The sequence below is a fragment of the Dyadobacter fanqingshengii genome, from assembly GCF_023822005.2.
Taxonomy (GTDB): Bacteria; Bacteroidota; Bacteroidia; order Cytophagales; family Spirosomataceae; genus Dyadobacter; species Dyadobacter fanqingshengii.
In genome coordinates this window covers 5,469,889-5,489,888 of the sequence record NZ_CP098806.1, presented here as the reverse complement: position 1 = coordinate 5,489,888, position 20,000 = coordinate 5,469,889, and the positions used below count along the sequence as shown (strand labels likewise).

General features: G+C 44.9%; 23 protein-coding genes and 1 tRNA gene. 12 read left to right on the top strand and 12 right to left on the bottom strand.

Annotation, left to right across the window (positions count from 1 at the left end; genetic code table 11):
• Positions 1-3: 3 nt before the first annotated feature.
• From NFI81_RS22990 to NFI81_RS22970, 5 genes are all read left to right on the top strand, one after another.
• Positions 4-573, top strand: a complete 570-nt coding sequence (locus tag NFI81_RS22990) for an AraC family transcriptional regulator (RefSeq protein ID WP_234615822.1) — start codon at positions 4-6, stop codon at positions 571-573.
• Positions 574-602: 29 nt separating this feature from the next.
• Positions 603-839, top strand: a complete 237-nt coding sequence (locus tag NFI81_RS22985; protein ID WP_234615821.1) for a heavy metal-binding domain-containing protein — start codon at positions 603-605, stop codon at positions 837-839.
• 20 nt (positions 840-859) lie between these two features.
• Entirely contained in the window at positions 860-1,201 is a 342-nt protein-coding gene (locus NFI81_RS22980) for a heavy-metal-associated domain-containing protein (RefSeq protein ID WP_234615820.1), read from the top strand.
• Positions 1,202-1,219: 18 nt separating this feature from the next.
• Entirely contained in the window at positions 1,220-2,656 is a 1,437-nt protein-coding gene (locus tag NFI81_RS22975) for a hypothetical protein (RefSeq protein WP_234615819.1), read from the top strand.
• 91 nt (positions 2,657-2,747) lie between these two features.
• Entirely contained in the window at positions 2,748-3,491 is a 744-nt protein-coding gene (locus NFI81_RS22970) for a class I SAM-dependent methyltransferase (RefSeq protein ID WP_234615818.1), read from the top strand.
• Here the strand turns inward: NFI81_RS22970 and NFI81_RS22965 are convergent, their stop codons facing one another.
• The 6 genes from NFI81_RS22965 to NFI81_RS22940 form a co-directional block, all read right to left on the bottom strand.
• Complete coding sequence (locus NFI81_RS22965) at positions 3,492-3,989, bottom strand: DUF6691 family protein (protein ID WP_234615817.1); 498 nt, start codon at positions 3,987-3,989, stop codon at positions 3,492-3,494. It lies immediately after the preceding gene.
• A gap of 9 nt (positions 3,990-3,998) precedes the next feature.
• Complete coding sequence (locus tag NFI81_RS22960) at positions 3,999-4,574, bottom strand: YeeE/YedE family protein (RefSeq protein WP_234615816.1); 576 nt, start codon at positions 4,572-4,574, stop codon at positions 3,999-4,001.
• Between the two features lie 63 nt (positions 4,575-4,637).
• Complete coding sequence (locus NFI81_RS22955; RefSeq protein WP_234615815.1) at positions 4,638-5,015, bottom strand: type II toxin-antitoxin system VapC family toxin; 378 nt, start codon at positions 5,013-5,015, stop codon at positions 4,638-4,640.
• Entirely contained in the window at positions 5,000-5,209 is a 210-nt protein-coding gene (locus NFI81_RS22950; protein WP_234615814.1) for a hypothetical protein, read from the bottom strand. The genes NFI81_RS22955 and NFI81_RS22950 overlap by 16 nt, the downstream gene beginning before the upstream one ends.
• Before the next feature lie 46 nt (positions 5,210-5,255).
• Positions 5,256-6,647, bottom strand: coding sequence for an MBL fold metallo-hydrolase (locus NFI81_RS22945; RefSeq protein ID WP_234615813.1), 1,392 nt, complete (start codon positions 6,645-6,647; stop codon positions 5,256-5,258).
• 94 nt (positions 6,648-6,741) lie between these two features.
• The gene (locus NFI81_RS22940) at positions 6,742-8,127 is read right to left on the bottom strand and encodes an MATE family efflux transporter (protein ID WP_234615812.1); all 1,386 of its coding nucleotides are present in this window, start codon (positions 8,125-8,127) and stop codon (positions 6,742-6,744) included.
• A 395-nt stretch (positions 8,128-8,522) separates the two neighbouring features.
• Between NFI81_RS22940 and hflX the strand changes: the two genes are divergently transcribed.
• The 3 genes from hflX to NFI81_RS22925 all read left to right on the top strand — a co-directional run bounded on the left by hflX (position 8,523) and on the right by NFI81_RS22925 (position 11,296).
• Positions 8,523-9,758, top strand: a complete 1,236-nt coding sequence (gene hflX, locus NFI81_RS22935) for a GTPase HflX (RefSeq protein ID WP_234615811.1) — start codon at positions 8,523-8,525, stop codon at positions 9,756-9,758.
• A 46-nt stretch (positions 9,759-9,804) separates the two neighbouring features.
• Positions 9,805-9,876 (top strand) — tRNA-Arg (locus NFI81_RS22930).
• 223 nt (positions 9,877-10,099) lie between these two features.
• Positions 10,100-11,296, top strand: coding sequence for a L,D-transpeptidase family protein (locus NFI81_RS22925; RefSeq protein WP_234615810.1), 1,197 nt, complete (start codon positions 10,100-10,102; stop codon positions 11,294-11,296).
• On the opposite strand, the gene NFI81_RS22920 is transcribed toward NFI81_RS22925, so the two are convergent.
• The 3 genes from NFI81_RS22920 to NFI81_RS22910 form a co-directional block, all read right to left on the bottom strand.
• Positions 11,254-12,030: a murein L,D-transpeptidase catalytic domain family protein gene (locus NFI81_RS22920; RefSeq protein ID WP_234615809.1), complete on the bottom strand. Its 777-nt coding sequence runs from the start codon at positions 12,028-12,030 to the stop codon at positions 11,254-11,256. The genes NFI81_RS22925 and NFI81_RS22920 overlap by 43 nt on opposite strands.
• Before the next feature lie 166 nt (positions 12,031-12,196).
• Entirely contained in the window at positions 12,197-13,054 is an 858-nt protein-coding gene (locus NFI81_RS22915) for a prephenate dehydrogenase (protein WP_234615808.1), read from the bottom strand.
• Between the two features lie 33 nt (positions 13,055-13,087).
• Positions 13,088-14,245 carry a pyridoxal phosphate-dependent aminotransferase gene (locus NFI81_RS22910; RefSeq protein WP_234616027.1) on the bottom strand — a complete coding sequence of 386 codons (1,158 nt, stop codon included), beginning with the start codon at positions 14,243-14,245 and terminating at the stop codon, positions 13,088-13,090.
• Between the two features lie 140 nt (positions 14,246-14,385).
• Here NFI81_RS22910 and modA point away from each other — a divergent pair, with 140 nt between their 5' ends.
• From modA to NFI81_RS22890, 4 genes are all read left to right on the top strand, one after another.
• Positions 14,386-15,138: a molybdate ABC transporter substrate-binding protein gene (modA, locus tag NFI81_RS22905; protein ID WP_234615807.1), complete on the top strand. Its 753-nt coding sequence runs from the start codon at positions 14,386-14,388 to the stop codon at positions 15,136-15,138.
• A gap of 95 nt (positions 15,139-15,233) precedes the next feature.
• Positions 15,234-15,908: a molybdate ABC transporter permease subunit gene (gene modB, locus NFI81_RS22900; protein WP_234615806.1), complete on the top strand. Its 675-nt coding sequence runs from the start codon at positions 15,234-15,236 to the stop codon at positions 15,906-15,908.
• Entirely contained in the window at positions 15,889-16,782 is an 894-nt protein-coding gene (locus NFI81_RS22895; RefSeq protein ID WP_234615805.1) for a sulfate/molybdate ABC transporter ATP-binding protein, read from the top strand. The genes modB and NFI81_RS22895 overlap by 20 nt, the downstream gene beginning before the upstream one ends.
• A gap of 74 nt (positions 16,783-16,856) precedes the next feature.
• Positions 16,857-17,534, top strand: a complete 678-nt coding sequence (locus NFI81_RS22890; protein WP_234615804.1) for an SGNH/GDSL hydrolase family protein — start codon at positions 16,857-16,859, stop codon at positions 17,532-17,534.
• 75 nt (positions 17,535-17,609) lie between these two features.
• Here the strand turns inward: NFI81_RS22890 and NFI81_RS22885 are convergent, their stop codons facing one another.
• The 3 genes from NFI81_RS22885 to NFI81_RS22875 form a co-directional block, all read right to left on the bottom strand.
• The gene (locus NFI81_RS22885) at positions 17,610-18,506 is read right to left on the bottom strand and encodes a nucleotidyltransferase family protein (protein ID WP_234615803.1); all 897 of its coding nucleotides are present in this window, start codon (positions 18,504-18,506) and stop codon (positions 17,610-17,612) included.
• Between the two features lie 125 nt (positions 18,507-18,631).
• Positions 18,632-18,958, bottom strand: coding sequence for a HesB/IscA family protein (locus tag NFI81_RS22880; RefSeq protein ID WP_234615802.1), 327 nt, complete (start codon positions 18,956-18,958; stop codon positions 18,632-18,634).
• 59 nt (positions 18,959-19,017) lie between these two features.
• Entirely contained in the window at positions 19,018-19,947 is a 930-nt protein-coding gene (locus NFI81_RS22875) for a phytanoyl-CoA dioxygenase family protein (protein WP_234615801.1), read from the bottom strand.
• Positions 19,948-20,000 lie beyond the last annotated feature (53 nt).

Below are 20,000 nucleotides of genomic sequence, written 5' to 3'. Positions count from 1 at the left end.
CTTATGAAACTGCAAATAAAAAACATGGTTTGTGATCGTTGCAAGCGGGTTGTCCGGGAGGAACTGGAAAATCTGGGTATAGGACTGCAATCCGTTGAACTGGGTGAAGTTGAAACCGCGGCAAACATTGAGCCTGAACTTCTTAACCGAGTAAAATCTACCCTGGAAGCAAGTGGCTTTGAGTTGCTGGATGACCGCCGGTTGGCGATTGTGGAGCACATTAAGACGTTGATTATTGAGGAAGTTCAATATTTGAAAGGCCACAAGCCTGAGCAGCAGAACTTTTCGGATTATTTGTCGGAAAAAATTGGTTACGAATATTCTTATTTGAGCAACCTTTTCTCTTCTGAAACCGGGCAAACCATTGAGCAATACATCATCGCCCAAAAAACGGAAAAAGTAAAAGAATGGCTCTCCTATAACGAGTTAACATTGAGCGAAATGGCTTGGCGATTGTCATACAGCAGCCCCGCGCATTTGAGTAATCAATTTAAAAAAGTGACGGGCATGACGCCTGGGGAATTCAAGAAGAGCACTTTGGCGAGAATAACCCTTGATAAAGTGGGTCACTAAATCAGACATTAAACAAATCTTCAATCATTATGAAAAATGTGTTTTTTGCCGCGTTAATGCTTCTTTTTACAGCTTGCGGTGCAAACAATGATAAAACGGAAAAAGCGGCAACGGATGCAACTGCCTCAGCCGAAAAAAAATACGCATGCCCCATGCAATGCGAGGGAGAGAAAACCTACGCAGCTGCCGGAAAATGTCCGGTTTGCAAAATGGATTTACAAGAAGTAGCCATGGCAGAAACGGATTCTGCGGGACACAATCATTGATCATTAAAACATTATAAATCATGAAAACGACCATCTTATCCATATTAATAGTCCTTTTTGCCGGGGTTAACATGGCGCAGGCCGACGGCGATAAGCAGATCAAAATCAAAACTTCTGCAATTTGCGAAATGTGCAAGGAACGCATTGAACGTAACCTGGGTCTTTCCAAAGGCGTGAAAGAATCCAATCTGGACCTGAAAGACAAAGTGGTTACGGTGAAATACAATCCGAATAAAACCACCCCGGAAGCCATAAAGGCAACAATTATCAACACAGGTTACGACGCGGACACGCAAGTTGCGAACCAGAAAGCGCACGACAAATTACCAGCATGCTGTCGGAAAACGGCCGCTGCGCACTAGCAACAAAACGACTTCGTCATGAAAAACAATAAACTGAAAATGTTGGCATTCGCCAGCATAATGACTTTCTTTTTCCCTGTGCTGGCACAGCATGAGCATCATCAGGAGCCAAAAAAAGCAACTGCCAAGCCCACTGAGCATGATATGAAGGGCATGGATCAAAAAAGCATGAAACCCGACACAGTCGATCATAGCAAGATGGATCATACTAAGATGGACCATGGAAATATGAAGCATGATTCGGGGCATATGACGCATAGTTTTTCCCTCAGCCTCCCTATGACGCGCAACGGCTCAGGCACGGGCTGGCAGCCCGACGCGACGCCTATGTATGCGTATATGAAGCACGGGAACAAGTGGAATTATATGTTGCACGGAAGCGTATTTCTGCGCTACACGGCCCAAAATTTCAATAATGATGGTCTCAAAGGCTCGAAGTCAAAGGTTAGCGTCCCCAACTGGTTCATGGGCATGGCGCAGCGGCAGGTGGGCAAAAATGGTTTGCTGAATGTCCGCGCTATGGTTTCGCTGGACAGGTTATTTGATGGCGGAGCGGGTTATCCGCTTCTGTTTCAATCCGGTGAGACCTGGAAAGGCGAGCCGCTGATCGACAAGCAACATCCGCACGACCTCATTTCCGAGCTTTCCGTTGCTTACACCCAAAGGCTGAATGATAACATTGACCTGACGCTTTATGCGGGTTACCCGGGTGAACCGGCGCTTGGCCCCACGGCATTTATGCACAGAATGTCTGCTTTCAACAATCCGGACGCCGTCTTGGGGCATCATTGGCAGGATGCGACCCACATTACTTTTGGTGTGGTAACAGCCGGGATACGGCTTTGGAAATTTAAATTGGAAGGCTCGTCCTTCACCGGTCGTGAGCCTGACGAAAACCGCTTTGACTTTGATAAGCCGCGATTTGATTCGTATAGTTATCGGTTAATGTTCAATCCGTCTGAAAATTGGGCATTGCAGGTGAGCAGGGGTTTTATCAAAAATCCCGAACCATTGCACGGCGGTGAAAATGTAGACAGGACAACGGCTTCCGTGCAACATTCCGCCAATTTGAGTGGAAAAAACAGATGGATTTCAACCTCCGCAGTTTGGGGATTGAATGAAGCTGGCGGTCATCACAAGGAGCATGCTATCTTGTTGGAATCCAATCTGCAACTGGATAAATGGGCTGTTTACGGTCGTTATGAACGGGTTGAGAAGAGTACTAATGAGCTGGGGATTACTTGGTATGACTATATTCAAAAAGAAAAATTTCCGGTGTCGTTGTTTTCCCTTGGACTCAATCGCCAGATCGCTTCATTCCAAAACACCCTTTTACAAGCCGGTGGCCAGATCGGGGTTTATTCGATCGATAATTTGTTGAAACCAGTTTATGGTGATATGCCGCTTTCGGGACAGATTTACTTGCGTCTTACACCGGGGCTCATGCGCATGTAATGGTTGTATATAATGTTATTTCCAGAAAGCTGCCATTCATCCTGGCAGCTTTTTGTAGTTTTGCGCATCATCAAAACAGAACCCCTCCCCCGTGGCCTGGTATCACAATTATTTCAAAGGACTCCCGCAACGCGCCTGGAAACTGCATCAGGACGAAGAATACACCGATTACGAAGTTGATTTTCTACGGGATGTGCTGGAATTAACGGCAGGCAGCAAAGTTTTGGACATGCTGGCCGGTTATGGCCGCCACGCCGTCCCCCTTGCGGAAGAAGGCTGTGCAATGACTTGCATTGACATTTCTGCTGAATACTGTGATGAATTAAAAGCCGTTGCCAAAAAGCAAAAATTGCCTCTGACGGTGATCTGTGATGATGTATTACAATGTCCTGTCGAGGAAAATTCGTTTGATGCGGTTTACTGCATTGGAAACAGTTTTAGTTTCTTCCCAAGGGCTGATATGCAGCAGTTTATTTCAAAAATGGCGAAAGCCGTTAAGTCGGGCGGCCACGTTGCGATCCATACTGAAAACCTCGCGGAAAGCATTTTACCCAACTTTCAGGTGCGTAACTGGATGCCTGTTAAAGAAGATATTATTTATCTGGCCGAAAACGAATATAGGCCGGAAGAAGGATACATTGAGGCTGAGCAAACCTTTATTTCGGGGTCAGACAAAGTAACGCATACGGTTCGGCAGCACATTTTTACGCTTTCGGAAGTCACTTATATGTTTGAATCTGCGGGTTTGCAAGTCGTAGGAACATTCGGAAATCTGGAAGCTGACCCGTTTGCTTTGGGAGATGAACAGCTTTATTTGGTTGCCAGAAAATTGTGATCAATGCGGCAGTTTAGGCCTTAATAAACCGTAAGTCCAGGTGCCGGCAATGGCGCTGAGCAAGGTGATGATCACAGCCCGGTAACCGCTTCCGATCTGCGCAAACAATGGTCCCGGACATGCTCCGGTAATAGCCCAGCCAACCCCGAAAAGCAGTCCGCCGTAGATCTGGCCTTGGCTGAATGTTTTATCAGGAATGACAACTTCTTCGCCTGATGTGGTTTTAATACTGAACCGCTTGATAACCTGAACGGAGAGAAGCCCCACCAGCACCGCAGAGCCGATTACGCCATACATATGAAACGAATCAAAGCGGAACATTTCCTGAATCCTAAACCAGGAAACAATTTCTGCTTTCACAAAAACAATCCCGAATAGTACACCTATAGTCAAATATTTGAAGTTGGCGGCAAACCCTTCGGCTGACTGTTGGGTGTTGCTGCCATCTTTATCTTCTTCCAAAAGCGTGCTTGCGGATGCATTTTCTGACTTTTCCATATTTTCAAATTAAAGAGCTAGGGTCAGCAAAAAAGGCAAAATCCAATGCGTGCAGACCAAACCGCCAATAAAAAAGCTCACTGTTGCAACCAGGGAAGGCCATTGCAATGTGGCTAATCCCGTAATGGCGTGGCCGGATGTACAGCCTCCTGCATAACGCGTTCCAAACCCCACCAGAAAACCACCTAAGGCAAGAAAAATAACGCCTTTTAAAGACAAAATACTGGATGAGCCAAAAATTTCCGCAGGCATTAATCCTGAAAAACTGGTCAGCCCAAAACCACTTAATGTTTGTTGCGTTGCCTCAGCAATCACAATTTCATCAGGGTTAGCAAGAAAAAAGCTGGCAATAAAACCGCCGATCGTGATCCCGGCAACAAAGAACAGGTTCCAAATGCCTTTCTTCCAATCATACTTAAAAAAGGAAATGTTGGCAGGAATCACCGCCGCGCAAATGTGCCGCAGCGAAGAAGAAATCCCAAAAGACTTATTCCCCAAAAGCAACAAAGCCGGCACAGTCAACCCAATCAAAGGCCCCGCCACGTACCAAGGCCAAGGCTTCCGAATCATTTCAACAATATCCATATAATAACAATAATAATATAGCCTGACAATGGGTCAATCACAAGTCAAATCAGAAATTTGTGATTAGAGCTTTTTTGGATTGACAACTTTCAACTTTGGTATATTCTCAAAGTCCTTTTCATTATCAGTGACGAGCGTGAAGTTATTTGCATTTGCAGTGGCTGCAATAATGGCATCAAGCGTTTTTATTTTCCTGTTCTTCCGAATATTTATACAGATCGCGACGACATCAGGAGTAATATTATAGATTAGACTATCGTGAATAAAATCACTGATCTGACTACTTTTGGGCGTTTTCCATGACAATAATTCGATTTGACTAATAACCGACAAATTCGGGGTTGCGTCTATAACATCATCCATAAAATGAATTCCTGGCTGCGTTAACATGGCCGACATATAGTGTGAGACTGCGTTTGTATCAATTAAATACTGCTCCATTCACTTCGCATTTGATTGATATGCATACTAAGATCCTGGCTTTCTTCCTTGGAAAGAATTCCTTTGTATTTTTCAGATAGTTTCGGCTTCTGGACCTCAGCATTGTCGTGTAATTTGATAATGTCCAGTGCCTCCAAATCCCTTAGCAACTGCAGGGCGCGCTTGTGGGTTAATTCAACGATCATTGTTTCCATAATAGCGTCATTTGATCTATAATAATACAAAGAATCATCCGCAAAACTAAACCCCCTGCAAAACAGGCACATTAGTCTTCTCCACTGCTCCGAAACCTCCTTCGATGTTCACAACTTCGTCGATGCCGCGGGATTTCAGGATGGAGGCGGCGATCATGGAGCGGTAACCTCCGGCGCAGTGCACGTAAAGGGTTTTGTTTTTGGGAAATTCAGCCATGAGGTCGTTAATGTAATCCAATGGCAGATTTCTGGCTCCTTCAACGTGCCCGGCTGCAAACTCGTCTGGTTTACGGACGTCGATCACCTCTGGACTTTCACTGTTGTAAAGTGCTTCGAACGCTTTTGCCGAAATATTGTCAACCGCATCCGTTTCTTTTCCCGCTTCAACCCAAGCCTCAAAACCACCATTTAAAAATCCAATGGTATGATCATAACCAACTCTTGCTAAACGTGTTACCACTTCTTCTTCCTTTCCCGGCTCAGTCACAATCAGTAAATGCTGCTTCAAATCCGGAATCAGGGCGCCTACCCACGGAGCGAAACCGCCTTCGATGCCAATGTTGATTGAATTTGGGATAAATCCTTTGGCAAAATCCTCGGGTTTTCGCGTATCCAGAATGAGCGCGCCCGTATTATTGGCTTTGGCCTCAAATGCTTCGGGAGATAATGCCTGGTCGCCGCGTTCGAGCACATCGTCGATGCTTTCATAACCGTCCCGGTTCATCTTTACATTCTCCGGGAAATATTTCGGTGGCTCGGCTAAGCCGGCTGTTACTTCGTTGATGAATTCTTCTTTCGTCATATCGGGCCGCAAAGCATAATTGAAACGCTTTTGGTTGCCCAATGTGTCGGAAGTCTCCTTGCTCATATTTTTGCCACAAGCAGATCCTGCTCCATGCGCCGGATAAACGATAACGTCATCAGGCAATGTCATAATCTTCGAACGCAGGCTCTCGAATAACATTCCGGCCAGATCTTCCATAGTCAGATCGCTTTTTTGGGCCAGGTCAGGGCGGCCTACATCGCCTATAAAAAGTGTATCCCCGCTAAATAATGCGACTGGCTTTTTATTTTTATCAAATAACAAATAACTCGTCGATTCCAGCGTGTGACCGGGTGTATGCAATGCTCTTATTGTAATTTCTCCCAATTGAAATTCCTCATTATCAACGGCAATGTGTGCTTTGAATGCTGTATTTGCATTGGGGCCGTAAACAATGTCGGCACCGGTTTTTTCAGCCAGATCAATATGTCCTGAGACGAAATCCGCATGAAAATGGGTTTCAAATACATACTTGATTTTGGCGCCGATTTTACTGGCCTTTTGAATGTAAGGCTCCACTTCACGCAAAGGATCAATAACAGCCGCTTCGCCATTTGAAACAATAAAATAAGCGCCCTGAGCCAGGCACCCGGTATATATCTGTTCTATTTTCATGAAGGATAATAATGTTCATTGATACGAACTTAACCAAAACCCGTCACTTTTTGTTTCTGAAATGCCGGGGACGTTTGTATCCCCGGCATTGTTATCAGACCTTCACCAACTTCCATTTCCCCAGCCTGAACCGCCATATTCCCAGCAATGCCAGAATAGATTCTGCAACAGGAACCGAGACAAAAACACCGACTGGGCCGAAGTTCATCATAACGGCAAGCACATACGCAACAGGAATTTCAATGGCCCAGAAACAAATCAGGTTCAGGACCGTTGGCGTTTTGGTATCCCCCGCTCCATTCAGCGACTGAATGACAACCATTCCGTAAGCATAGGCTGCATAACCCAGGCACAGCACACGTAAAGCCATCTTTCCTGTGGCAATCACTTCTGGATTGGGGGAGAATAAACCGATCAGTTCCTCGGCACCCAAAAACATCAAAATGGCCAATCCCATCAGGAAAATGAAATTATAAGACGCACATTTCCAGACGGATTTCTCGGCGCGGTCAGGTTTGCCAGCACCCAGATTTTGCCCTACAAGCGTTGCAGCTGCATTAGCAAGTCCCCAGGCAGGCAGCAATGTGAACATGATCACACGAATCGCAATGGTATAACCTGCCACCACGTCACTGCCGAATTCCGATAAAATACGGGTCAGGAAAATCCAGCTTGCGGAGCCGATCAGAAACTGAACCGTGCCGCCCGTTGCCACTTTTACAATAGTTGCAATGGTTTCGGGGTTTGGACGCAGATCGGCCCATAACAAGCCTAATGATCGTTGTGCTTTGGTTAACGAAAACAGCTGATAACCAACACCTATGGAACGACCTAAGGCCGTAGCAAGAGCCGCACCCGTAACGCCTAACTCAGGAAATGGTCCAAGACCGAATATCAGGATCGGACCCAGGATCATGTTCATACAATTCGCCACGATCAACGACCGCATGGCTGTCGCTGCGGAACCCGCGCCGCGTAATGCACCGCTCAACGAATAGAGCAAAATAACAACCGGGCTGCTCAGAAATTGAATCCTTGCAAAATCGGTCCCGAGTTCAATCACCTTTGCATCAGCGCCCATAATGCGCAGTATGTCACCCGCAAACCAGGTTCCCACGGTTGCAGTGACTGCTGAAATAGCCAAAGAAATGACGATAACTTGCCCAACCGCGTGCCTTGCACCATTGATATTTCCTTCGCCGACACGGCGCGCAATGGTAGCCGTTGCCGCCGTGCTCAGACCAATGGCAACTGAATAAACCAACGTAATAACAGACTCAGTAAGCCCGACGACCGCCACGGCTTCTGTACTCACTTTTGAAACGAAAAAAATGTCAACAACGGCAAATAACGACTCCATGACCATTTCCAGGATCATTGGCACGGATAGTAAAAAAATAGCACGGTTGATGCTTCCTTCGGTAAAACTTTCTTCGGAGCCACGAATAGCCTGACGAAGCAGTTGAAACCACTTTTTCATGGATGAAATAAATTGAAATAATAGTAAGAAATGTGTGACCCGTAGAAGTCACAAATAGTTGCATGTGATCCGTGGTCCGGCAGTCCGGTGGCCGGCAAACCGGTGGCCGGCAGTCCGGTGGCCGGCAATCCGGAGACGGATCAGAAAAGAATTGTGGTTATTGTAAACCGGGGATGATCACCAACATATTTCGAAGAATTTGGGCAAATATACAAAAGTGTTTTTCTATTATTCAAACAAAATAATGGATTAATTCAGATGTAAGTGTAATTTCACGGCCCGGGCGGGGTGAACTTTTGCTTGCGCTAAACCGTTGCCTCTCTACTCTTTCCTGCGAATTTTATAAAAATAGTTGAAGCATCCGGGAGAAAGAAAATACAATTAAACAACTGTGCATGATTGATAAAAAGAAGTTATACTCAACAGCCGAAAAGCAGGAAACTGCTGTGCTTGTGGCTGTTAGTACCCAAAAACAACCAGCTGAAAAAACAAAGGAATATCTGGAAGAGCTTGCTTTTCTGGCAACTACACTAGGCGTTGAGACGGTTAAAACCTTTACACAAAATCTGGAAAGAGCTGATATCCGCACTTACACGGGAAAAGGTAAGCTGGAAGAAATTTTGATCTATGTGACTGCCAATCCGGTGGACATGATCCTTTACGATGATGACCTGACACCATCGCAAGTGCGAAACTTGGAAGCTGTTTTCAAAGACATTAAAGTGATTGACAGGAGCTTGCTGATCCTGGATATTTTTGCGATGCGGGCGCAGACTGCCCAGTCGAAATTACAGGTCGAACTTGCGCAATATCAATATATGTATCCGAGATTGACGCGTATGTGGACTCACTTAAGTCGCCAGTCAGGCGTTGGTGTGGGTATGCGCGGGCCTGGTGAAACGGAATTGGAAACGGATAAGCGTCTTGTAAAAGATCGGATTGCTTTCTTAAAGGAGAAACTGGAAAAGATTGATCGTCAGAGCACTACGAGGCGTAAGGAAAGAGACCGGCTGGTTCGTGTTGCCATTGTAGGTTATACCAATGTTGGGAAATCAACATTAATGCGCGGGCTTTCCAAAGCAGAGGTTTTTGCTGAAAATAAGCTGTTTGCAACCGTTGATTCAACGGTAAGAAAGGTGAATATGGAGAACATTCCGTTTTTGCTAACGGACACGGTCGGTTTCATTCGCAAATTGCCTACGCTGCTTATTGAGTCATTTAAATCGACTTTGGATGAAGTGAGGGAAGCAGATATTTTACTGCATGTAGTGGATATTTCGCACCCTTCATTTGAGGAGCATTTGGATGTGGTTAACAAGACGTTGGAAGATATCGGCGCTGCCAATAAACCAACCATTCTCGTTTTCAATAAAATTGACCTTTACAATCCAACATTCAATGCGGATAATGATGAGGGTCAGGAAATTGAACAAACGGAAAGCGTTTTGGATCAGCTGAGAAAGAGCTACATCGCTGACAAAGGGGATCGTGTTGTGTTCATTTCTGCTGAAAAGAAGGAAAATATCGAAGAGTTGAGAAACACATTATTTTCAATGGTAAAGGAAAAACACTTCTCGATTTATCCGAACTGGCTCGATTTGGGATACACTGCAGTTCAGGCGGAGGAATAATCATTTGTAATTCAAATGATTTTTTGCCAGTTTTGCACCCCAATTCGACTGCGTAGTTCAACGGATAGAATAGGAGTTTCCTAAACTCTAGATATGGGTTCGATTCCCGTCGCGGTCACTGAGGTCAGGCTAATTGCTTGACCTTTTTTATTTATTTAATTCTGCGTCCAATAAGTCACCGCTCGTTGTTACTAAATTTCCCCAAATCTAAAATCCTCAATGCGACTCAGCACAGAAAAACACTACCAAAATCCTTAAATCATTGGACTTTTTATAGTTCGCAGTGTTGCTAATTCTTAGCATGGCAATTGTATACGTTACTTTAACTTAAATACAACACAATGCAAATGCTTTCAGGCCTGGGCCGCACCCGATACATCCCTCTCGTCATTCTGTTTACGCTTGCCATTCTTCAATCTTGTAAAAAAAATCCTCAGGAAATGTCCCGGGAGGAATTGGAAAGCCATTTGAGCTCCGAGCGACATTACAAAAAGCTCCTGGAATTCAGTAAAAACATTGGTATTAATGTTGAAAAGTTTGCTGCAACGGGTGAAAAAGCGCCGGTTTTTGCATTGCTGGAAGAAGCTGGATTTGGTCACAAACCGGCATTGCGCTATACCGAAAAGAGCATTAAAGCGGACACATTAATGCTTCGCGAAGCTGCCGAAGCACTCGTGAAGGGCGAATCAGTTGAGAAGGTGATGGAAAAATTGGAGCCTGTTTTCCCTATTTATAATAACCTTAAAGTGCATTATTCCAGGTTGATAAAGGAAAATAAGCCTGACAGCGCGGCTGTGGTCGCCGAAACGTTGAATGCTTACCGATGGATTAAAAGACAATCCAAGGGCGCCCCGCGGTTTGTGATGGTGAACATTCGCGGCGCATATCTCACCGCCATGGACTCGGCGGGAAAGAACGTGCTAAGCATGCGCACAGTGGTTGGAAAAAGTGATACGCAAACGCCGACCATGGACACGTACGCAACGAGCATTGTAACGCACCCCTACTGGAACGTGCCTAAAAGCATTGCGATCAAAGAAATGTTCCCCAAGGCAGCGAGTGATCCTGAATATTTATCAAGAAACAGAATTCAGATCATTGATAACAAAGGCCAGGCTGTAAATCCCGAAGAGATTGATTGGGAGGAGCTTACGGCAGAAAAATTCCCTTATCGGTTCCGTCAGGATACAGGTGAGGATAATTCGCTTGGTTTGCTGAAAGTTGAGATTAAAAATCCGTTGGCCATATATCTGCATGATACCAATGCCAGATATCTGTTCAAAAGCAATTCGAGGTGGAGAAGTCACGGTTGTGTGCGCGTGCAACAACCTACTGACCTGGCGAATTATATGGCTGGCACTAAGTTGCTTGACAATGATTTTATGACAGAACCGGACACCGTTTCCACACCGCCGAAATGGCATAAACTAAAAGCAAGAATTCCTGTATTCCTGCTTTATCTGGGTGCCGATTGTAATGAGAAAGGGGATTTGCTTTACTTTGAAGATGTATACAAAAAGGGATCTCCCAAAGTCTGATCCAGCTCATTAAGTGGCAGACCCGACAATAGTGGCGAGGCCTTCACATACTTCTGGTCGGCTGAGTAAATGAATAACCCGGCGCCGTTACACAGCATGCTGATCAATTTTTTTGAATCCAAAATAGAAACTGCGGGACATCCAAGGCTGCGTCCTAACCGGCCTGTACTTTTGATAAAAGACTCGCTCACATAATCTGCACCATGCATAACGATCGCCCTTTCCAAAGCGCGGTCGTTAATGCCTTTTTCCAGGCCCTCTAACCGCAGCGACAAGCCATGTTTCCCATTGTAAGTTCCTAATGTCTTGTAGAAGCCCAAACTGGATTGGAAAGAAGAATTATCATTTGAAAAATGCTCCGCAAACTCCTGCCCGGAATTTTTACCGTGTGCAACGTAAGTATTTAATAAGACCTTCCTTTTTATCAAATCAATCACATATAGTCTTTTATTACGCGAAGACTGGCTGAAATCGGCAATGGCAAGAATAGGGTTAGCCAAATTCATTTTCTGGAAGCCATACCACGCATAATAAAATGCGGCCTCTGACAGCCCCTGCTTTTTCAGGCCAAGCGAGTCATAGAGACTTGCCCATTGCGGTCTGGCAGTGGAATCAACCTTACTTTTGATTAAATTGGAAGTTGAAGGATCGGATAAAGAGTCAAATTTTTGAAACCCGAAGGAAACGCTAAGCGCAATCATTACTGCTACTAATACTGCCTGAGCTTTTGTCATTTCTAATCGTTTTATTGAAAAATCTAATATTATCGATTGAGAGAGGAGGTAAATTAAACCCTTGAAGGGTGCATGTTTAACAGCCCGGTTTGTGTTAATGGTTCCTAAAAAATAAAAAACAGCCCGTAACAGGCTGTCTTGCAATCAATTAAAATTGAATTATTTTCTATTTTTTCTCAATTCCTGCCAAGACACGTCGGATATCATTTGCCCTATTCATGAAGTTCAGACTTGTTTCCAGATCGTGCTGGTCAATGGCATCCTTGAACTTTTTCAGCAGTTCAATGTAGTCTCCCAATGCTTTTGACACATTGGTTTTATTCTGATCAAAAATGGGCGCCCACATTTGCGGTGAACTTTTAGCGAGCCTGACCGTTGAAGAAAACCCGGTGCTGGCCATTGCAAAAATCGCCTTTTCATCCTTCTCTTTGTCCAAAACCGTCAAACCAAGTGCAAAAGAGCTGATATGGCTCAAATGTGACACATAAGCCAGGTGCAAATCATGTTCGGTCGGTTGCATATAGTAGATTTTCATGCCGACATCGCGCAGGAAAGTTTCAACCAGGCCCAGTGATTCGGGATTGCTTTTATGCTTATCGCAGATAATGACGTATTTATCGGTCAGCAACTCCTTAAATGCAGCGCCCGGGCCGGAATTTTCCGTTCCCGCCATGGGATGCACGGCAACAAATTGTGCACGTTTTGCATGGGCGTCGGCAATTTGGCAAATTGCCTCTTTTGTCGAGCCCAGATCCATAATTGTCCGGCCTTCTGGCAAATGATCGAGCATATACGGCAACAGCTTGTTAATGGCATCCACGGGCGTAGCCAGCACATTCAATTCAGAAATTTGAAGCGCTTCCTCAATCGTAACGATCTCATCAACAATCCCTTTGGCCAATGCAATTTTTTGATTTACCAAAGAATTATCAACGCCTACAAACTTTACATTCGGGTATTTTTCGCGCAGGCTCAATGCGAAAGAACCGCCCAATAAGCCCACCCCTATTATACTAAGTATCATTTTCAATATTTTTCTAAATAAAAAACGAGTCGCTTACGAGTTGATCCGTTGCACCGCTTCCCAAATACGCTCTTTGGGCATGCAAAGCGATAAACGGATATAACGCTGCCCTTTTGGCCCAAAAATAAAGCCGGGTGCTATGAAAACATGTTTTTCAACCAAAAGGCTGTTCACCAGTGATTCAGCCGACTCCACAGAATCCGGCAATTTGCCCCATAGGAACATCCCTTCCTGCTTACGGTCCCACGTGCAACCAATTGTCTCCAAAATGGCCTCAGCCGCCTCCAAACGGCCTTGATAAACAGCATTGCGTTCATGATGCCAGTCATCAGAATTATGCAAAGCCGCCACTGCCGCTTCCTGCATGGCCCAGAACATGCCCGAGTCCACATTGCTTTTGATCGTCAGCACCGCATTAATGTAAGGCTTAGCCGCTGATAACCAACCCATTCGCCAACCCGCCATATTATGCGACTTGCTCATGGAATTGAGCTCAATGGCAACCTCCTTTGCGCCTTCGATCGATAGCAAGCTGATCGGCGCTTTTTTATTCAAAATCAAACTATATGGATTATCATGACAAAGCAAGATTTTATGCTTTGTGGCGAATGCTACGGCTTCTTCAAACAATTCACGCGTTGCAGGCGCTCCCGTGGGCATATGCGGATAATTGAGCCACATAATCTTGGTTTTCGGCGTTACCAATGCTTCCATTGCATTCCAATCCGGCTGCCAGCCGAAATCTTCCCGCAACGGATATTCCTTCACAACCGCTCCAACCATTTGACTAACAGCACGGTAAGCAGGATAACCCAGTTCAGGGACCAGCACTTCATCGCCCGGATCCAGAAAGGTCAAAGAAATGTGCGTAATTCCCTCTTTTGAGCCGATTAATGGTAATATTTCAGTCGCGGGATCAAGTTTAACACCATAAGTATGATCATAGAAATCTGCTATTGCATTCCGATATGCAGGCGTTCCCACATAAGGCTGATAACCATGCGCTTGCGGCTTCTGAGCCGCTTCAGACAATGTGGTTAATGTTTCAGACGAAGGCGTCATGTCCGGATTCCCTATTCCCAGGTTAATGACATCGTGGCCTTCTGCAATCAGTTTGCGAACCTCCGCAAGCTTCACCGAAAAGTAGTATTCGGAAGTTTGCTTGGTGCGCTGGGCAGTATCTATAATCATTACATTGTTATTAATTACACTTTCAAATGTTGGCTTTCCAACCGTGATTTCCGAACCTGCGCTCGAAATGGCGCGCAATTTACGATTTTTAACGCAATGGGAAGCAATGATCATTTGGGCTTTATCCATTAAATTGCAGCATGAACTTTCATCTCTTTTTTCTGTTTTTTTTGGTGTTTCTGGCAGGTTGTTCCAAACCTTCGGAGAAAATTGTTGTGGCCACAGCGGCCAATGTGCAATATGTAATGAAGGAAATCAAGGCAGCGTTTGAGAAAGAATCCGGCAAAGAAATTGACATTGTTGTTGGCTCCTCAGGCAAGCTTACCACGCAGATCCGCGAAGGAGCACCATTCGATGTGTTTGTTTCGGCTGACACAAAATATCCGCAAGAGATCTTCAAAAACGGCGGCTCGGCTGAAAAACCAAAAGTTTACGCATTAGGCTCAGTGGTTTTATGGTCGAAAAATATTCCAGAAGCCGAACTGAACATTGACATTTTAACTGACGATAAAGTCAAAAAAATTGCCATTCCTAACCCGGAAACCGCTCCTTATGGCGAAGCTGCCATTCAGGTTTTAAAATCAAAAAACCTTTTTGGAAAGATAGAAAAGAAACTCGTTTTCGGAGAAAGCATCGCACAAACTGCCCAATACATTACATCCGGCAATGTTGAAGCCGGTTTCAACGCATTATCCATCGTTCTTTCACCCGAAATGAAGGATCAGGGCAACTACATTATTTTGGATTCAACAGATTATAAACCGATCGAACAAGCCGCTATTCTGCTGAATCACAGCGCAGACTCCCCGAAAAAAGAAACCAGCGAACAGTTTTATAATTTCTTGTACTCACAAAAAGCAAAAGCCATTTTTCAAAAATACGGCTACAAATAGATAACATTCACTCAATCATTCGCTCATTCATCGCAGAGGCGACCCGGTCATTCAATCGTCCAGCGGAACAGCATTCACTCATTCAAAATTAAACATTGAACCCCGAACCACTCTGGCTTACATTCAAACTGGCAACGATCACCTCGGTAATCTTGCTTGTGCTTGCATTGCCATTGGCTTACTGGCTGGCTTTCGGAAAATTTAAAGGACGGGGAATTGTAGAATCGCTGATTGGAATGCCGCTTGTTTTACCGCCGTCTGTGATTGGATTTTACCTGCTTTTGGCATTCAGTCCCTCCTACTGGTTCGGTGCCTGGATCGAAAGCGTTTTTGGTCTGCGGCTCGTTTTTAGCTTTCCCGGATTGGTAATCGCCTCTGTGCTATACAGTTTGCCATTTATGGTGTATCCGATTCGCGCGGGCCTGCAATCGCTTCCCCCATCATTGCGTGAAGCATCTTATACATTGGGTAAAAATGAATGGGAAACATTCTTTAAAGTGCTTTTACCAAACTGCAAACCTGCGATCCTTACCGCATTTGTTATCACATTCGCCCATACAGTTGGCGAATTTGGCGTTGTGCTCATGATCGGGGGCAACATTCCGGGTGTTACTAAAGTTGCTTCTGTGGCCATCTACAATGAGGTGGAAGCGCTGAATTATGGCGCGGCGAACGACTATGCCATGGTGCTTTTTGCAATTACATTCGTTATTTTGCTGTTGGTATATTCTGTTAACAACCGCCTGCTCCGTGTCCGACAGCCTTCTTGACGTCCATATCAAGCATTCTTTGCAAACTGTCCACGGTGTTATGCCGATGGAAATTGCCCTATCGCTTGCAAAAGAACAGATATTGGCCATTACGGGACCCTCGGGGGCAGGAAAAACAACATTACTAAGACATATCGCCGGATTACTGACTCCTGAAACCGGCAAAATAGTATTTGGAAATGAACTCTGGCTCGATAGTTCAAAACAAAAATCAGTCGTTCCACAGCTACGGAACATTGGTTTCGTTTTCCAGGATTACGCGTTGTTTCCACATCTTACGGTTGAAGAAAACCTGCTTTTTGGTTTACCAAAAGGTAGCGACCGCTCCATTGTCGAAGACTTACTTACCGCCACCGAACTTTCCAACCTTGCCAACCGCAAGCCTAACCAGCTTTCGGGCGGTCAGCAGCAACGCGTTGCACTGGCCCGGGCACTGGTAAGGAAACCCGATTTAATGTTGCTGGATGAGCCTTTTGCGGCGTTAGACTATGACATGCGCTATCATTTGCAGGATATGTTGTTGAAATTTCATCAGCAACATCATTTTACCATGATCATTGTCACGCACGATATTGGTGAAATATTCCGTCTGGCTGACCAGGTTGCCATTATTGAAAACGGCAAAATCATACGACAGGGCACACCCACGGAGGTTTATGCGAAAGACCAATCGCAAACCGGTGATTTTGTAATTTTTGGAGAAGTTTTAAGCTGCGTCATACAAGCCGATCAACTTTTGGTAAGCGCCCTGGTGGAAAACAAGGTCCGCCAGCTCACATTGCCGCTGGATCTGGCTTCTGAAATGATTCCGGGAAATACATTTACGCTACATTATCCCATGGATTCGGCGCGTGTGATGCTGATCAGGCATTAAGAATCCAAAAGCCACTAAGGGTAATTTTGTAACCAGCCAGTCTTTTTTTCCAAAAACCATTTTATTCATTTTATATGCGGGTCATTTTTAAATTTTTACGGATTGCCATCTTCATTCTGCCCCTGATCGCCATGCGCCAGGATAAGCCGCTTCGTGTAATATTTTTCGGCGATTCCATCACGCAGGCGGGTGTGGGTCCGACAGGTTATATTACCAAAATGAGCGAAATGCTCAAATCAAACGGCCAGGAGAGCCAGTATGAGCTCATGGGAGCTGGAATTGGCGGAAATAAAGTGTACGATCTTTACTTAAGGCTGGAAGATGACGTGCTCTCCAAAAAGCCGGATGTCGTTTTCATTTATGTGGGAATCAACGACGTATGGCATAAAACATCCTCAGGAACAGGAACTGACCCTGATAAATACGTGAAATTCTACGAAGCATTGATTAAAAAAATGAAAGCCCAAAACATCCGCGTGATCGTATGCACGCCAACGGTGATCGGCGAAAGAAATGACGCTTCAAATCCACAGGACGGCGACCTCAACCAATATTCCAAACTCATCCGCGAAATCGCAACCCGCAACAGCCTCCAACTCTGCGACCTGAGAAAATCTTTCCAGGATCACCTGCTGCAAAACAATCCTGAAAATAAGGAAAAAGGCGTTCTAACCTCGGATAGAGTGCATTTGACGGATGAAGGGAATAAGTTTTTGGCGGAAAGGATGATGGAGGCGCTGGTGCAGAAGTGATTGTTTTAAGCCTTTTAAAAGCAAAAAAGACCTCAAATGAGGTCTTTTTTGCTTTTAAAACTCCAAAAACTCTCCCTACCAAAGCTTCTCCGGATAAACCCCAGTCTCATGCAACGCACTTAGAGATGCCTGAACAGTTGGTTTATCTTCCGGGTAAGTCACGCCGAACCAGTCAGAAGCGATGCGGAAGACGCGGCAGTCGCCCATGCCGTTTTTGATGATGTGGGTCATCACGGTTGGGATGTAAAATTCGGCTTTGGGGGTGTTAATGTTTTCCCTGGCGTATGTTTCGAACAAGTCCTTTGTGATGGGGAACATGCCTGGTTTGAAGCCCCAGAAATTCATTGAAACCGGTGTTTCAGGTGCCAATTCGGTTTTGATGTCGTTTTCTTCGAAATAGATCTTTCCGTCTTCTTCGAAAATTTTAGTGCGCTCGACCACGGATTCAAGATTATGATCGGCTCTTTCGACACAAATCCCGCGGGAAACTGTGCCGTTTTCTGATAATGTGCGTTTCAGCTCGTAACCGATCATGGCGTGCTGCTTGTCATTGGTGTCGTTGGTCAAAAATTCGGCCATGGTGGCAAATGCGTCGTGACCGTAAAAATCATCTGCATTGATCACTGCAAACGGGGTTTCAGTCTTTGGCCAGGCGCATAATGTGGCGTGTCCCGTTCCCCAGGGCTTTACGCGATCAACAGTCCCGAGGTCCTCAGGAACATAAGACTGGACGCCTTGTATTGCGAAATCGAAATCAATTTTACCTTTCAACTTGGGTGCGAAAATCGCTTCCGCACTGTCCTTAATTTCTTCACGGACGATAAAAACTACTTTACCAAAACCGCTGCGAATTGCGTCATATAGTGAATAATCAATGATTGTTTCTCCATTTGGGCCAAACTGGTCTAATTGCTTGATGCCTCCGTAACGGCTGCCGATGCCGGCAGCTAAAATCAAAAGAGTTGGTTTCATTCAAATTGTTTTAATGTGTATGTCTGCTACTTGAAGCGACAAATTAAGTCCATTCAAGAATATAAAAAAAACGCGTCCGGAGATTTCGGAACGCGTTTGAAAAATAAAATATTTTAAGAATATCGTTATACAGCAAAGCTTTCGCCGCAGCCGCAAGTGCGGGTTGCATTGGGATTTACAAATTGGAAGCCCTTACCATTTAAGCCATCTGAGAAATCAAGTACAGTTCCGGCCAGGTAAAGAATGCTTTTCTTGTCGACAATGATTTTTACTCCTTTATCCTCGAAAACCATGTCGTTAGGGTTGGTTTCAGAGTTGAATTCGAGATTATATGTCAAACCAGAACAGCCTCCTCCCAAAACGCCGACGCGGATCTGATAATCCTCCAAATGCCCGTCTGCTCTGCGGAGTTCAACAATTTTGTTTTTGGCGGTATCACTTACAGTAACCATGCTATGTCTATGTTTTGTATTCGTCCATATTTAACGTCTGAAACAAATAATAAAGTTCACTAACCCCGCAGCCTTCTTTTCAATTTTCTTAATGTGTCTTCCAGCTGATTTTTGTAGTCGGTTAAAGGACTGAAACCTGTTCTTCCCATGACCGGTTTGCTAAGGTATTTATTTTCAATCACTTCACCGGTTAGAATGTTCACGGGTCTGCGCATGTACATTTTTTCAATTGGTAAATCAGACCATAACGGGGAGTAATACATGCAATCTTTGAAATAATAATGCGTCACCTGGCTATGCCTGCTGGCGCCCTCCCGCAAAATGGGCTCTCCGCCGTGAAAAAGCGTTGCCGACCAGATTAATGCCTGCCCTTTCCTCACTTTGAAAACCTCTTTTTTCTGACCAGTCGCGATCATTAATTTTTGTACAAAATTCTCATATTCAGCATATTGCACATAACTGCCCGCATCCTGGGCACCGGAAAGGCCAAGGTCGGCCATGTTAAAGAATGGTAGTTTCTGACTTCCCGGATAGTAATGCAACGGCCCGTTGGACTCATCAATATCTTCCAAAGCCACCCAAACCCCGCACATAAATCGCTCGGGAATAGAGGAAAAATGGATGGCATCACTATGCGTTTTCTGCTGTGAACCGACTTGAAAATTAAGAGTTTGAAATGGAAATGGTTCTCTCCGGTACAAAATCCGCAGCATATCAAATATTTTGGGACAGCCTGCAACTTCCCGCACAAGCGGCGTAATGTTCCAGGCATCCTGGATCCTGGGTGAAGTATAATGTGGTTTTAAAAGCTCAACAATCCTGTCAAATGTGCTTTCGGGAAGTTCTGTGTCCAGGATAAGGTAACCTTTCTCCGCGTAATCTTTAACGAGCTGCTTTGTATTTTCGTCGAGCACCGACTGTTCGAGTTCCTGTTCAAAAAACGGGGAATCGATCCAGGGCTGGTTCATCGGGTAAACCGTTGTATTCATACATTAATATTTAAAGTGGTGTTTTCGGATTAACATTCCTGAAAATAAGCACT

Bases quoted from the DNA above. Each gene is read 5' to 3' on its own strand.
- NFI81_RS22990 (WP_234615822.1), top strand. From the start codon at position 4: ATGAAACTGCAAATAAAAAACATGGTTTGTGATCGTTGCAAGCGGGTT.
- NFI81_RS22985 (WP_234615821.1), top strand. From the start codon at position 603: ATGAAAAATGTGTTTTTTGCCGCGTTAATGCTTCTTTTTACAGCTTGC.
- NFI81_RS22980 (WP_234615820.1), top strand. From the start codon at position 860: ATGAAAACGACCATCTTATCCATATTAATAGTCCTTTTTGCCGGGGTT.
- NFI81_RS22975 (WP_234615819.1), top strand. From the start codon at position 1,220: ATGAAAAACAATAAACTGAAAATGTTGGCATTCGCCAGCATAATGACT.
- NFI81_RS22965 (WP_234615817.1), bottom strand. From the start codon at position 3,989: ATGGAAAAGTCAGAAAATGCATCCGCAAGCACGCTTTTGGAAGAAGAT.
- NFI81_RS22960 (WP_234615816.1), bottom strand. From the start codon at position 4,574: ATGGATATTGTTGAAATGATTCGGAAGCCTTGGCCTTGGTACGTGGCG.
- NFI81_RS22955 (WP_234615815.1), bottom strand. From the start codon at position 5,015: ATGGAGCAGTATTTAATTGATACAAACGCAGTCTCACACTATATGTCG.
- NFI81_RS22950 (WP_234615814.1), bottom strand. From the start codon at position 5,209: ATGGAAACAATGATCGTTGAATTAACCCACAAGCGCGCCCTGCAGTTG.
- NFI81_RS22945 (WP_234615813.1), bottom strand. From the start codon at position 6,647: ATGAAAATAGAACAGATATATACCGGGTGCCTGGCTCAGGGCGCTTAT.
- NFI81_RS22940 (WP_234615812.1), bottom strand. From the start codon at position 8,127: ATGAAAAAGTGGTTTCAACTGCTTCGTCAGGCTATTCGTGGCTCCGAA.
- hflX (WP_234615811.1), top strand. From the start codon at position 8,523: ATGATTGATAAAAAGAAGTTATACTCAACAGCCGAAAAGCAGGAAACT.
- NFI81_RS22925 (WP_234615810.1), top strand. From the start codon at position 10,100: ATGCAAATGCTTTCAGGCCTGGGCCGCACCCGATACATCCCTCTCGTC.
- NFI81_RS22920 (WP_234615809.1), bottom strand. From the start codon at position 12,030: ATGACAAAAGCTCAGGCAGTATTAGTAGCAGTAATGATTGCGCTTAGC.
- NFI81_RS22915 (WP_234615808.1), bottom strand. From the start codon at position 13,054: ATGATACTTAGTATAATAGGGGTGGGCTTATTGGGCGGTTCTTTCGCA.
- NFI81_RS22910 (WP_234616027.1), bottom strand. From the start codon at position 14,245: ATGATTATAGATACTGCCCAGCGCACCAAGCAAACTTCCGAATACTAC.
- modA (WP_234615807.1), top strand. From the start codon at position 14,386: ATGAACTTTCATCTCTTTTTTCTGTTTTTTTTGGTGTTTCTGGCAGGT.
- NFI81_RS22890 (WP_234615804.1), top strand. From the start codon at position 16,857: ATGCGGGTCATTTTTAAATTTTTACGGATTGCCATCTTCATTCTGCCC.
- NFI81_RS22885 (WP_234615803.1), bottom strand. From the start codon at position 18,506: ATGAAACCAACTCTTTTGATTTTAGCTGCCGGCATCGGCAGCCGTTAC.
- NFI81_RS22880 (WP_234615802.1), bottom strand. From the start codon at position 18,958: ATGGTTACTGTAAGTGATACCGCCAAAAACAAAATTGTTGAACTCCGC.
- NFI81_RS22875 (WP_234615801.1), bottom strand. From the start codon at position 19,947: ATGAATACAACGGTTTACCCGATGAACCAGCCCTGGATCGATTCCCCG.